Annotated in this window: 12 protein-coding genes; 9 read left to right on the top strand and 3 right to left on the bottom strand. The window is 41.4% G+C overall.

Annotated features, from left to right (window positions below):
• Positions 1–11: 11 nt before the first annotated feature.
• From JMW85_RS12050 to uvrA, 3 genes are all read right to left on the bottom strand, one after another.
• Positions 12–380, bottom strand: coding sequence for a double zinc ribbon domain-containing protein (locus JMW85_RS12050; protein ID WP_201581948.1), 369 nt, complete (start codon positions 378–380; stop codon positions 12–14).
• A gap of 276 nt (positions 381–656) precedes the next feature.
• Entirely contained in the window at positions 657–1529 is an 873-nt protein-coding gene (locus tag JMW85_RS12045) for a hypothetical protein (RefSeq protein ID WP_201581947.1), read from the bottom strand.
• 245 nt (positions 1530–1774) lie between these two features.
• A complete protein-coding gene (gene uvrA, locus JMW85_RS12040) occupies positions 1775–4681 on the bottom strand; it encodes an excinuclease ABC subunit UvrA (RefSeq protein ID WP_201581946.1) in 2907 nt (968 codons plus the stop codon).
• A gap of 708 nt (positions 4682–5389) precedes the next feature.
• Here uvrA and JMW85_RS12035 point away from each other — a divergent pair.
• The 9 genes from JMW85_RS12035 to JMW85_RS11995 all read left to right on the top strand — a co-directional run bounded on the left by JMW85_RS12035 (position 5390) and on the right by JMW85_RS11995 (position 13657).
• Complete coding sequence (locus tag JMW85_RS12035) at positions 5390–6754, top strand: MFS transporter (protein ID WP_201581945.1); 1365 nt, start codon at positions 5390–5392, stop codon at positions 6752–6754.
• 136 nt (positions 6755–6890) lie between these two features.
• On the top strand, positions 6891–7508 hold the full coding sequence (locus JMW85_RS12030; protein ID WP_201581944.1) for a DUF3833 domain-containing protein: 618 nt from the start codon (positions 6891–6893) through the stop codon (positions 7506–7508).
• Between the two features lie 264 nt (positions 7509–7772).
• Positions 7773–8396 carry a single-stranded DNA-binding protein gene (ssb, locus tag JMW85_RS12025; RefSeq protein WP_201581943.1) on the top strand — a complete coding sequence of 208 codons (624 nt, stop codon included), beginning with the start codon at positions 7773–7775 and terminating at the stop codon, positions 8394–8396.
• Positions 8397–9086: 690 nt separating this feature from the next.
• Positions 9087–9698: a hypothetical protein gene (locus JMW85_RS12020; RefSeq protein WP_201581942.1), complete on the top strand. Its 612-nt coding sequence runs from the start codon at positions 9087–9089 to the stop codon at positions 9696–9698.
• A 115-nt stretch (positions 9699–9813) separates the two neighbouring features.
• Positions 9814–10332: a BLUF domain-containing protein gene (locus JMW85_RS12015; protein ID WP_198329430.1), complete on the top strand. Its 519-nt coding sequence runs from the start codon at positions 9814–9816 to the stop codon at positions 10330–10332.
• A gap of 62 nt (positions 10333–10394) precedes the next feature.
• The gene (locus JMW85_RS12010; RefSeq protein WP_201581941.1) at positions 10395–10832 is read left to right on the top strand and encodes a BLUF domain-containing protein; all 438 of its coding nucleotides are present in this window, start codon (positions 10395–10397) and stop codon (positions 10830–10832) included.
• Positions 10833–11262: 430 nt separating this feature from the next.
• Positions 11263–11586, top strand: coding sequence for an H-NS histone family protein (locus JMW85_RS12005; protein WP_045453321.1), 324 nt, complete (start codon positions 11263–11265; stop codon positions 11584–11586).
• Between the two features lie 346 nt (positions 11587–11932).
• Positions 11933–12760 (top strand): type II secretion system protein N, encoded by an 828-nt coding sequence (gene gspN / locus JMW85_RS12000; protein WP_201581940.1) that lies wholly within the window; start codon positions 11933–11935, stop codon positions 12758–12760.
• Positions 12761–13657, top strand: a complete 897-nt coding sequence (locus JMW85_RS11995; protein ID WP_201581939.1) for a type II secretion system protein N — start codon at positions 12761–12763, stop codon at positions 13655–13657.
• Positions 13658–13705: the final 48 nt, after the last annotated feature.

The following is a 13705-nucleotide window of genomic DNA, read 5'->3' as shown; positions in this document are numbered from 1 at the left end:
TGAGAATAGACCTAAAAACTTTGTAAAATATAGTGAATCTCTTCTTTAGCTAGAAAGTAAATGATGATGCAGCTAATGATAAAAATATTTGTATGATTGAAAAATCCGTAATCGTCAGGTTCCCCAACTTCTTCGAGCTCTTTAAGAAGTTTAAGCTCTTTAAGTTCCTCAGATGAATGTTGAATATTTTTGAACGGTGCAGGTTTAGCAATAGGAAAGCCGCAATGATTACAAGAGGCGCTTTGATTAATAATCGACTCAGAGCATTCAGGACATTTAATTAAAAAATTCATTTTAGAAGTTGGGAGTCCACAATTAGTACAAGATACGCTTTGGTCGCTAATTTTATGTGTGCATTCAGGACAATTAATAATTGCCATATTTATTCCTGTATTTAGCTAATAGATGGCTTATTCCCACAGCCAAAATTGACTATATTCGTTCTGTCTAATTCGCTTCTGGACTTATTTTGATACATCACTTACAAATAACACCGATTTGTATCCACTAATTTTACTCATATAGTTTATCTTGCATACAATTGGCACGCTCAATTGCCTTCCACTGACTATATTCCGGTTCGTCCTTCCCTAGGTAAGCGCTGTTTACTTTTATAGCTTGTTCACATATTGCTCGATCATCACTTTTTCTGCGTTCTATATCACTCTCTTTTTATAGTCCGCTGCTTTATTAACTACTTTTTCGTTGTAAGATTCTTTTGTTTTTATTGGTGTTTCGCGTACTTCATATTCTTTCTCACTACCCGAAGGGGGATTTGATAATAAAACTTCCCTCGATCTTGCTTCTACTGACATGACCGGCTCTGGCTTGAATTGCTCCAATGTTACCTTTTCAACTACTTCGTTCTTTGGAGCTTCTAGCGTTACTACTTTCTCAACTACTTCATGATGTTCTATTTTTTTTGACACTACTCTTTTGGTTTGACATATGAAGTTAACAATATCTTGATCTGTCCAATCCGGTGTTGGCGTATACCAATCCCCTAGGTCTGCTGATATTAAGGCCTCAAGATTATCTGATGAGGTTTTTCTTATCTTATCGTTTGCGCAGTCAATTTGCATTTCTCCATAAGCATCACTCTCGTTCCCTCTACGTGCATACTTAACATTTTCAATGCCATAAGATGCAAAGTGAGAGATGAGGAAATAGCGCCCATTTTCACCTGAACCAGAAAGTAACATTGGTATCTGTGTTAATGGAGAATTAAATACTGATTCTTGGACTTGTGGTGATTCTTTATCAGGTTCTGACTGCTCTTCATCATATTGTCTTGCTTTTTCTGTATAGCCATCATAAGCACTTACAAGCCAAAAGCCGATAAGAACTATAATAATGATTAGGAAGATAGTTGCGCCAGAACAGCCACTATTCTTTTGTCTTTGACGACTGCTTGCTAGCAAATTATTGTTATCTATCTGTTCTGAAGGAGTAGGGAAACCACAACTAGGACAAGCAGTACTTTGATCACTAATTCTTTTAGAACATTCAGGACAGTTAATTAAAGCCATTTTTTTCTACTTTATCTTCATGTGTAATATCATCAGCACATTTCTGCAAGGGTAAGTACTACAAAGTTGTTTAAATTGTTGGTAAATAAGATAAAGATTATAACTTATCAGTAATTTTTGAGCAACAAATGTCAAGATTTTATACTTTTTAAAATAGAGTTTTTAAAGTCTATTTTATATATCACCACCAACAAAAAGGCCACCCCTTAAAGAGTGGCCTTTTATCAATTATTCACTAACTTGTATTAGCTGACTTCTTTCATGCCTTGCTCTAGCATCGGCTTTAAGAATATACCCGTGTATGATTCTTTGACTTCCGCCACTTGCTCAGGCGTACCTTCAGCGATGATCATACCGCCACCTTTACCGCCTTCAGGGCCCAAATCAATTACCCAATCTGCGGTTTTGATGACGTCAAGATTGTGCTCGATGACCACGATGGTATTACCTTTATCACGTAGGGCATGTAAGATATGCAGCAGCTTATCGATATCATGGAAATGCAAACCAGTGGTCGGCTCATCCAAGATATAGAGCGTCTGTCCCGTATCACGCTTGGCAAGCTCACGCGCTAATTTAACACGTTGCGCTTCACCGCCTGATAGCGTCGGTGCAGACTGACCTAAACGAATATAGCTAAGACCAACATCCATCAAGGCTTGCAGGCGACGATAAATCGCTGGTATTGCTGAGAAGAATTCAGTGGCATCTTCTACGGTCATATCGAGCACATCAGCGATATTTTTGCCTTTGTAGTGAATCTCTAAGGTCTCGCGGTTATAGCGCTTGCCCTCACAGGTATCACAAGGCACATACATGTCGGGTAAGAAATGCATTTCAACTTTGATAAGGCAATCACCTTGGCACATCTCACAGCGTCCGCCTTTTACGTTGAAGCTAAAGCGACCCGGCTTATAACCACGAGCACGCGCTTCTTGCGTTTGTGCAAACATCTCACGTACTGGCGTAAACACGCCGGTATAGGTCGCTGGGTTTGAGCGCGGCGTACGACCAATTGGGCTTTGATCGATATCGACCATTTTGTCCAAGTGCTCAAGACCACTAATGCTGTCATGCTTATCAGCGATGAGCGTTGAAGCATTATTTAACTGAGTCGCTGCCAATGGCATAAGGGTACGGTTGATCAAAGTTGATTTGCCCGAACCTGAGACACCCGTCACACAAGTCATAATACCAACGGGAATGGTCAAATCTACATCATGCAAGTTATTACCTGAGGCACCTTTTAGCTCAATCGTCATCGGAACTTTTTGCGCTTTTGCCTTACCTTTGACTTCCATATCGGTCGTTTTGGCTTTATGACGAATGGCTGGAATCTCGATTCTCTTCTTACCAGACATATATTGTCCAGTCAGCGATTCTTTGTTTGCCATGATGTCATCGACCGTGCCCTGAGCGATAATATGACCGCCATGTACACCTGCACCGATACCAATATCAATCACATGATCTGCTTGGCGAATGGCATCTTCATCATGCTCAACGACCAGTACGGTATTACCCAAATCACGTAAGCGCGTTAGAGTTTTTAGCAGACGATCATTATCGCGTTGATGTAGACCAATAGATGGCTCATCAAGAACATACATCACGCCCATTAGACCTGCGCCGATTTGGCTCGCCAAACGAATACGTTGCGCTTCACCGCCTGATAGTGTTTCAGCAGAGCGGGCAAGGGATAGATAATCAAGCCCAACACTGACGAGGAAGTTTAGACGCTCATTAATCTCTTTAAAGATTTTTTCCGCAACCTCGCCTTTATGACCGCCGATTTTTAGCGTTTTATAATAGTCAGCCGCATCACCGATAGACAGCTTAACGATTTGAGCGATGGTTTGGTCATCGACACGGACATTGCGTGATATCTCATTAAGACGTGCGCCATCACAGACGTTACACGTGGTATCCGCCAAGTATTTAGCCAGCTCATCACGGACAAGGTTACTTTGAGTTTTGGCATAACGGCGCTCTAAATAAGGCAGCACCCCTTCAAATGGTACGGTTTTATTGGTTTTACGACCGCGCTCATCGGTAAAGTTAAAGGTCAGCTTCTCTTTACCAGAGCCTTGCATGATGAGGTCTTGCTGCACTTTGGTCAGATCTTGCCACGGCGCATCCATATCAATTTTGAAGTGATTGCAGACGGTAGAGAGCAAACCAAAGTAGTAGGCATGACGTTTATCCCAACCATTAATCGCCCCTTGATTGAGCGATTTTTCATGATGGGTAATCAGTTTTTCGGCAGAGAAGTACTGACGTTTACCGAGACCATCACAACTTGGGCAAGCACCGTATGGATTGTTAAAACTAAACATACGCGGTTCAAGCTCAGGCACGGCACGGTCACAGACAGGGCAAGAGTGCTTAGCTGACATGACTTGATTGTCATCGCCGCCCTCTTTTGGATTGCCATCCATAAAGTGTAATGTCACCAAACCTTGACCCAAGCGTAGCGCCGTCTCTAAGCTCTCAGCGACGCGGTTACCTAAATCATCACGGACTTTAAAGCGATCAACGACCACTTCGATGGTATGCTTTTTCTTTTTATCCAGTGTTGGTAATTCATCGGTATCGTAGACATCGCCATCGACGCGCACACGAACAAAACCTTGCCCAATTAATTGCTCAAGCAAGACCGTATGTTCACCTTTACGCTCACGAATCACTGGAGCTAAGATCATGATTTTGGTGTCATCTGGTAACGCCATGACTTGATCGACCATTTCAGTGACTGACTGCGCGACCATTGGCTCGCCATGCTCAGGGCAAAAGGGCGTACCGATACGCGCATAAAGTAGGCGCAGATAGTCATAAATTTCGGTAATCGTCCCCACAGTTGAGCGCGGGTTATGGTTGGTTGATTTTTGCTCGATAGCAATCGCTGGCGACAAGCCTTCAATACTATCGACGTCAGGTTTCTCCATTTGTGAGAGGAACTGACGCGCATAGGCCGACAAGCTCTCGACATAGCGACGTTGCCCTTCGGCATACAGCGTATCGAATGCCAATGACGATTTACCAGAGCCTGATAAACCTGTAATGACCACAAACTTATCTCGTGGAATGTCTAAATCGATATTTTTTAGATTATGAGTGCGTGCGCCGCGAACCTTAATATACTCGTGTGCCATCGGTGTTAGGTTTCCTATTTGCTAAAAGGGGATTGAAAATATCTCAAATTAAAAGGTAAATATGAATCAATTAAATGGTCGGTTAAAAACGTAGATATTCTGTAAATTTATAATGTTGTTATAAATAGTTTTATTATCAAAGATTTTGTTATAAATAATATTTTTATAAAGTGTTCATACGTTGATGAAGTGAGAGCTATAGATGCCTAATTTACTGTTTTAATTTTTATAATTGCTGAGCAGTATGCTGCTTGGCGTTCATTTTACTGTTTTCTTATTCTACAGCCTTTGAGGTGATTGGTTTTCGTATGACTAAGCAAATCTAAATCAAATCAATGTTAAGTAGTAGTCACCTTTTGTCATGGTTTTGACCAAAATGTCGTTTTATAGAGGAGTTTGTCATCTAAGCGATCGCTCTAGCTGACGAGTAATAATGTTTATGACGCCTTACTTTATTGTCATGGCGACCGCATTATTCAAGGTGTGATTGCGCATCCGATGCAGTTGGTAACAAAATAATCGCGTAATATGAATGGCTTGGGTTGAGGAGGTATGGGAGGCTGCACTCATAAGACAAAAGTCTCGGCAAGCAAACGGCGAATGTCTTATACTAGTGGGCTTAATTTGTAGCTAAAGTCTTGATAGCATCACAATAGTATAAGCAGCGCAGTAGTGATAAATCAGCAATGACGAACCAGTGAGGCAAGTATGAATAGCGTAGAGAAACGGGCAATCCTCGGGGTCGGTGGTATATTTGCTTTGCGGATGATTGGTCTGTTTATGATTGTGCCTGTGTTTTCTGTATATGGTGACAATTATACGCACGCGACGCCATTTTTGATTGGTTTGGCGGTCGGTATTTATGGTCTAGGGCAGGCGATATTTCAGATTCCCATGAGTTTGGCTGCGGATAAATTCCCGCGTAAGCCGATTATCTTTTTAGGACTGATCTTATTTGCTCTCGGTGGCATAATTGCCGCCAATGCGACTGACATTTACGAGGTTATCATTGGTCGGGCGCTGGCAGGTAGTGGCGCGGTATCTGCAGTATTGATGGCATTATTGGCTGATGTGACGCGCGAAGAAATGCGTACCAAAGCGATGGCAACGATGGGCTTGACCATTGCGACTTCTATCATGCTCGCTTTTGCCTTTGGTCCGTTATTGGTTGGCTCGCTCGGTATCTCTGGTTTATTTTGGTTGACCTCAGGCTTTGCTGTTTTGGCGATGCTATTACTGTTGTTTGTGCCGACACCGCTACGAGTGCTTAAACACAATTTAGACAATAAATCGATTGGTCAACAATTAGCGACCGTCCTCAAAATTGGCGATTTAAACCGTTTACATATCGGTATTTTTGCTCTGCATCTAACCATGACGGCGATATTTGTGATATTGCCGCATCAGCTTAATGAGGTGATGGGTTTATCGGTACGTCAGCAAGGCTTGGTTTATTTGCCGCTGTTATTTATTGGTTTTGCCGTTGCCATTCCTTTTATTATCATCGCTGAAAAGAAACGCAAAATGCGCCAAGTATTCTTAGGCGCGATTGCGCTGATGACCGCTGCTTTAGCGATATTGGCCATTGGCAGTCAGGTTGGCGTTGGTATTATACTAGGTCTGTTATTGTACTTTATGGGCTTTAACTTGCTTGAGGCAACGATTCCTTCATGGATATCTAAGCGCGCCCCAGTCGCCAATAAAGCAACAGCGATGGGGCTTAACTCATCTAGCCAGTTCTTTGGTGCGTTCGTTGGTGGTGCGATGGGTGGTTTGTTATTAAGTCAGCCGAATTTGCTGGCGTGGGGTATTTTAGCCGTCATTATGGGCGTGGCGCTACTCATTATCATTCCGATTGCTCAGCCACCTTATTTATCAAGTACCACCGTGACCATTCCTAAAGACATCAATATTCAGGACTGGTCACGGCAAATGCTTGCGGTAGATGGCGTGGATGAGTTGGTCGTGATGGCAAAAGAACAAGTGGCTTATTTAAAGTTGGACAAAACACAATTGACAGATGACTCGCGGATGCAGCTATCGAGTTTGGCACAGAGTCCACTAGATATTTAACAAAGGGTATAGACAACGTACTTAGGCGAGTAGAGATAAGGTTGAATAGGCAAAAACTGAGTAGACAACGACTAGATAGACAGCCATTATTAATAAGTGAACGCTAAATCTTTATCTCTATTTAAAAGGAATTAATATGAGTAAGTTTAAAGTGATGTCGCACGGTGTTGCTATTGGTAAAAATATTGCGCCTCGAGTAATGGCAAAGCTCGCAATAGGTGCTGGTCTATCAGCCACGTTACTACTCTCAGGTTGCGCCACACAAAACATTCAGGCCTATCAGAACAGCACGCCCACGCTTGATATGCATGAGTTCTTCTCAGGTCAAATCGATGGTTGGGGCATGTTTCAAGGTCGCAATGGCGAGGTCAAAAAACGCTTTTACGTCGATATTGATGCCACTCACGAAGGCGATAATGTCATTGTTTTAGATGAAAAATTCTCATGGGCAGATGGGTCAAAATCACAGCGTATATGGCGATTGACTAAACAAGCTGATGGTAGCTGGAAAGGCACAGCAGGCGATGTCATTGGCGAGGCAACAGGGGCAGTGTTTGGTAATACCTTGCATTGGAGTTACTTGTTAGAGCTACCCGTTGAGGATAAAACCTACAAAGTGAATTTTGATGACTGGATGTATCTGGTCGATAAAGACGTCATGCTCAATCGCTCAGTGATGAAAAAATTTGGCGTAGAGCTGGGTAGCGTCACCTTGAGTATGCATCGCAATAACGAGAGCAATGATTCTAAATAAGTTTATAAAGGACAGAGTGAGTTGATAAGTCAGTAACTGGTAATAGTATTAATTCGCTTAATAAAATGGCAAAATAGCAATATCATGGTTTTTTAAACCCAAAAATTATAATATATATCTAAACGACATAGATTGTCGTCTTTAATAGATAGCTTGTAGATATTCCAATAAAAATTGATTACAGTAAAATCATTAATGAATGCGCTTAGCTGCACAGTCATTAAAGCGATTCATAAAATTATTCATAAGTAAAAGGACGGTATCATGCGCGGAGTTAATAAAGTTATCATCATCGGTAACCTTGGAGCAGACCCTGAGGCACGTCAATTTAATAACGGCGGTAGCGTGACCAATATCTCGGTTGCAACGTCAGAGCAGTGGACCGACAAGCAAAGTGGCGAAAAAAGAGAAGCGACGGAATGGCATCGTATTTCTCTATTTAATCGTTTGGGTGAAATTGCCGCGCAGTATTTGCGTAAAGGCAGTAAAGTTTATATCGAAGGCAGTTTGCGTACCCGTAAATATCAAGATCCCAATGGTCAAGATCGTTATATTACTGAGATTCGTGCTGAGCAAATGCAAATGCTAGATGGGGCGACTGGTGGTCAAAGTGATAATAGCTTTGGCGGTCAAAATCAGGGTCAAGGTGGTGGCTATGGCAATCAAGGTGGCCAAAACAGTCAAAACAACTTTGGTCAGCAAGCAAACAATCAGCCAGCACAGCAAGGCGGTTACAACCAGTCAGCTGCTCAAGGTGGTCAAAACAGCTTTAACAATCAAAGCGCACCTGCTCAGCAGAATCAGTTCAATCAACCTGCGCAAAAGCCTGCACAGTCAAAGCCAACAGCAATGCCAGACGGCCCTGTCGATGATGATATTCCGTTTTAACTTATACCTTAGAGTTATCTGTTAAGAATAATCTATAGAAGACCCTGCAATTGCAGGGTTTTTTTATGGCTAGTGATAAATGACTTAAAAAAATAAATTTTCTATAGTGCGCATAAAGGTCGTATGAGAGTGAGCGCGTTTAGAAAGATAGACTTTTTCAATTGCGATATTATCTCGCTAAAAAAGTAAAACGTTTGTTGGTTTTTATAGTTGCGCCCTGATAGTTAGTCGAAAAAAAGAAAATTAATTATTGGTTTGTAAACGATTTAGTAAGAAGATAAAGCGGATAAACAGTAGCCTACCTTATTGAGTTTATCGATTTTTTTATTCTTATTATTTTATCGAATTTTATATTGAAATTTATGAAAACTACCTTTCATATCCTATATAGACCGTCTGTTCTATTGGATTTAATTAGTGCTAACGGTTCATTAAATGGGTTGATATAATCCACTCGAATCAATAATTCAAACAATATTAAATGTGGGGCTTTCATTTAAAGTGATTTTTATTAACCAACAAAAAGTCAAAATTTGACTGTTCAATGGCTGAAATAATAAAAATTCATCTGGTCGACTGCTTACGACAGGGTTGGTTCAATGTGAAAGCTGTCACGCTTTTATAATCAATTGACTATAAGAGTGCCCACCTTACTGCTAGTGCTGAGTACAAAGAATGAAAGATGGTGATGTGTTTCAAAAAACTGATTTGGGCAGAGAAGAGATTAAATCTCAGAGTCTCGGCATATTGCCGCGTGAAGCGAGAACATTGCTCATTATGATTGATGGCAAACGCACGTATCAAAGCTATCTTGATACGCTTGATCGTAGCAAAATGTTTGCCGATTTTGGCGGTGTTGCACCACTATTTGAGTTGCTGTTAGGGCTTGAGTGCATAGAGATAGTGGGCGCTGATAATGCTGCCTCTCAAATATCCACTGCGCCGCAAGCATCGACGGCTTATCAGTCTCAATCATCGTCGTCTGAAAGAAATATTGAGACAGAGTTTGATCGCACCTTTAATGATAAAGGTCTCAATAAAATGGCAGCATTAGGCAAGAAATCAATCAGTAGTATTTTCAAGGCTAGGTTGTCTGGTGCGAGCTACGAGACGATAAAGTCAGAGTTGGCCAACTATATTGAAAAAAACGCCCCACCAGTAGAAGCTTGGGGTTACTTGTTGAGTTTAGAACAATGCGGGGATAGCTCGCAATTATTGAGCTTGGTCAAAGAAATACAGAGCACTAGTAACAGTAATTTATCGCGCGGCATGAATGATTTTATCAAAAAAATTCAACGTTAATATATACGCGACTTATGTTATAAAAAAAATGACTTATACCACAAATACTCGGTTATAAAAGACAGTAGCTGGGTGGTGATAGGTGAAAAATTTAGCAAACTAATTGGAGTGTTTTGTGGAATCAGCTGAGCTTTCAGAATTAAATCGTCTAAAACTGCATCACGGCGAGCATATTATTTTACGTTTAACTTATATTAGCCGTTATAACACCGACAATCCTAAAGGTGAAGTAACGCGCATCCTGACACAAGCTCAGCAAAACAATGAGCGCAATGGTATTACGGGTGCTTTGGTGTTCAATCACAATTATTTTTTGCAAAGTATTGAAGGGGCGAGACCCATCATCAATGAATTGCTCAGAAAACTGGTTAAAGATAATCGGCATCATGGCTTACAAATCATCGAATGCCGTGAAGTAGAGCTGCGCCATTGGAGTAAATGGTCAATGAAGTATTTGATTCCGAGCGATGAAAACAAAGGACTTGCGCTTAAATTTTCGACAGGTACTCAGTTTAATCCTTATTTGATGAACACCAATCAAATCATGATGTTGATTGAGACGTTATCAGACCTTCAAGAGCAAGAAGCAGTGAGCGCCGCCAAAAAGAAGAAACCATGGTTTTCTATTGGCTAATTGACTGACGTTTATAAAAGCTAAGAACCATCACACCCATGACATTTTACAAGAGATAAGATATGACATCAGCAATGGAAGATGCACACATTTTGATGAGCATGACATACGCTAGCCGTGCCAACCCAGATGTATCGGCCAACGATTTCAACGAAATCTTGCAGCAAGCACAAGTAAATAATGCCGCCAATGGCATCACTGGTATGCTGACGTTTAATAAAGATTATTTTTTGCAAACCGTTGAAGGGCCAAGAGCACAGATCAATCGTCTGTTATATAGTTTAATTGCTGATCCGCGTCATCATGACTTACAGGTTATTGAAACACGTGAGTTAAAGCATCGAGCATGGTCTAAATGGTCCATGAATTATGCTTCCCCGACTGAAAAAAATGCGGCGATTTATTTAAAATATTCGACAACGATTGATTTTAATCCCTATTTATTGAGCGCCGAAGCAGCCTATAATTTGATGAATGAGCTTAGCGATCATCATGATTAATCAATGGCGATTTTGACTAATCGGTAGGTATATATGGAAACAATCGGTTGCTATTTTTTATGGATTTATGTTTGCTGAGTTATTCGTTTAACCGTTTTTAGGACATTGTTTATAGAGACTGGTTTTATCTTAAAATTAATAACTGTTTATGAATAACTATTAATATAAATAGTGGTTTTTTATTTACCCGATTTTACTATTCACTGACCTTTGTTATAGAACAAATAATAATCTACTGTTGTGATAGCAAGGTTTTTTGTTTATATTATCTACGCCCTTAGGTATTGTGGCTAACAATATTTTATTTGGTTGAAAAATATCGATTTGTGACATTCATCGTTGTATTTAATGATGAATAAGTCATTCTTAGTTCTTAATAGTGAATAATATCTATTAAGGTTATATTTTTTATCTTACAGTTGGATTTATTATGAGCAAAAATACCGCCATTGATTTAGAAAACCTGAACGTTGATGAGCTACGTGCCATCACTGAAAATGCCCAGCAGCTTATTGCCAAAAAACAACATCAGCGTTTGTATGACGCTTATATGCAGTTTGAGAAAATTGCAGAAGATAGCAATGCCTCTATCGAAGAGATTCTAAAAGCTGGTGAAACGCTAGAGAAAAAACGCAGCATCAAGTATCGCAATACTGACAACAACGAAGAAACGTGGACTGGCCGTGGTCGCAAGCCAACGTGGTTGGTTGAAGCGCTAGCAGCAGGTCGTAGTATCGAAGATTTTGCTATCTAGATAGTGTGGTGGCTAACAAGATGATGTCGGTTTAGATTTAGCAAGGTACAATTTTTATTAAAGGCTATTTAAAATAAGCGCTCGTCTAAATAAGAGCTTGTTTAAATAAGTCCTGTTTTAAAAAAGCGCCATGTTACATCTACTCTGATCATCGGGCTTGTTTCTCATGATTTGTGTGCGATCATAGCGTTTGATCGTGATAGTCCTTTCGTCTTAGAAGCTGATAAAAGCCAGTATCTTTATTGCCATTATGTTGGTAAAAAGATACTGGCTTTTTTTCTGTCATCTGTATGCCATTGTTTGTTATGATAATGACGTTTTTGTCTTATATAAGAGTTATGCAACCGTGCCCCAAGTATCTGCGTCGTCTCATAAGCGCCCTCGTAAGCTGTGGTGGCTGGTTGGGTTTGTATTATTTGCATTATTTGCTGTATTGCAAATGCCAGCGGCGTGGCTGCTTGAAAAGTATGCTCCCGAAACGCCTTATGTACAGCATGTGTCGGGTAATTTATGGCAAGGCTCCGTTATCTGGCAGATGCCTTTAGCAGCGACACCGCTCACAGGTACGGCAGAATGGTCGTGGCAGCCATTGCATTTGTTATTGGGTAAGATAAGTGCAGAGGTCGATATCAATTCAGCACAAACCCGCCTCAATGGACAAGTGAAAATAGGCAGCAACTCATGGCAAGTGGACAATATGAGCGGCAAGATAGCACCTGAGACGTTAGCAAGTTTGGTTGATTGGCAATTACCCAATACACCGATTCAGGTCAATAATGTCTCGCTCAGCCGTCAGTCTGGCTCAAGTGCCGCCGCAGAAAACGCTTCAACAAAAAATTCATCTGGTTTTAGTCAAGCGGATGGTCAGTTGACATGGGTCGGCGGTGAGATAGGTTATCCTAGCGGTGGCAAGGTTTTTTATCTGACCATGCCTGCAATGCGTGCTGAGTTAAGTGCCGAGCAAAAAAACAATAAAAACCTGCTCCATATCAATTTATTAAACAATCAAGATAAGCGCTTGGGCGACTTATATATCGACGGCGATAATATGTTGGATGTCAGTTTGACGCAGCGTTTATTAGAAAGTATGCCTGAGTATAAAGGGCAAGCACCTCAAGATACCCCAGTTGTCAGTGTGCGTCAGCCGCTATTAAATAGGCTGGGGACACGCTAGATGATGAATGTTTCTACAACTTTAAAACCTGTGCTTAACACCCTTAATCGATTCTCAGGTTGGGTATTATTATTGGCTGTTGCTTGGTTATGTTGGACAGCGGCTCGATTACTATGGTTGTTGCTCGCAGCACCATTGGCACCGATGTTGCCACCAGCACCTTTGCAAAATACATCGGCATCTGGCAAGGACTATAGTGGGTTATTTGCTATTTTTGCAGACCCTGATCCTATTGCAGCAGCAGTGCAGCCACCGCCCAATGTCAATCTAAAAGGCGTTCTGTTAGCAATGCCAGAGAACATGTCCTCGGCACTACTGGATGTCAATGGTGAAGTGAAAAACTATCGAATCGGTGACGCGCTAAAAGACAGTGGCTATACCCTTGTCGCTGTCGACTGGAACTCGGTTGTCATCGCTGATGCTAGCGACAAGCAAACCGTCATTAGCATGCCAGCCGCGATGCCGTTAGACCAAAGTGACATGATCGCAGGTGCCGTCAGTAATCAGCGCTTGCCAGAGAACAGCATGTTGCCTAACGCCCCTCAGCCTACACAAAATACTGAGGAGGCGTCCGCTGCGACAGGCAGTGACAGTAGCCCGCAATCTGCTATCGATGAAGCGGTGACAGAATTGCAAGAAAACCCTGCCAGTTATTTGAGTAGGATGGGGGTTATGGCAGCAGGGGAAAGCTATCAAGTGACGCCTGCAATGCCAGTAAAGCTGCGTAATCGACTAGGGCTTGAGCCAGGTGATAAAGTGCTAACGGTTAATGGTCAAAGCGTGGGTAGTAATCCTGCACAAGATGCTAGTGTGCTGCAACAGGTACAGCAATCAGGTGAGGCGCAAATAGAGGTACAACGCGGCGATCAAGTCATTACCATTCGTCAGCAGTTTTAAGCACAATAAATGGGTGAGAACTCTTATTTTAAGCAAATAAGTTTTAAG

It is taken from the genome of Psychrobacter glacincola (assembly GCF_904846075.1).
In the GTDB taxonomy this organism is placed as follows: Bacteria; Pseudomonadota; Gammaproteobacteria; order Pseudomonadales; family Moraxellaceae; genus Psychrobacter; species Psychrobacter glacincola_C.
This window is presented reverse-complemented; position numbering and strand designations above follow the sequence as displayed.

Bases quoted from the DNA above. Each gene is read 5' to 3' on its own strand.
- JMW85_RS12010 (WP_201581941.1), top strand. From the start codon at position 10,395: ATGACATCAGCAATGGAAGATGCACACATTTTGATGAGCATGACATAC.
- uvrA (WP_201581946.1), bottom strand. From the start codon at position 4,681: ATGGCACACGAGTATATTAAGGTTCGCGGCGCACGCACTCATAATCTA.
- ssb (WP_201581943.1), top strand. From the start codon at position 7,773: ATGCGCGGAGTTAATAAAGTTATCATCATCGGTAACCTTGGAGCAGAC.
- JMW85_RS12050 (WP_201581948.1), bottom strand. From the start codon at position 380: ATGGCAATTATTAATTGTCCTGAATGCACACATAAAATTAGCGACCAA.
- JMW85_RS12035 (WP_201581945.1), top strand. From the start codon at position 5,390: ATGAATAGCGTAGAGAAACGGGCAATCCTCGGGGTCGGTGGTATATTT.
- JMW85_RS12005 (WP_045453321.1), top strand. From the start codon at position 11,263: ATGAGCAAAAATACCGCCATTGATTTAGAAAACCTGAACGTTGATGAG.
- JMW85_RS12045 (WP_201581947.1), bottom strand. From the start codon at position 1,529: ATGGCTTTAATTAACTGTCCTGAATGTTCTAAAAGAATTAGTGATCAA.
- JMW85_RS11995 (WP_201581939.1), top strand. From the start codon at position 12,761: ATGATGAATGTTTCTACAACTTTAAAACCTGTGCTTAACACCCTTAAT.
- JMW85_RS12030 (WP_201581944.1), top strand. From the start codon at position 6,891: ATGAGTAAGTTTAAAGTGATGTCGCACGGTGTTGCTATTGGTAAAAAT.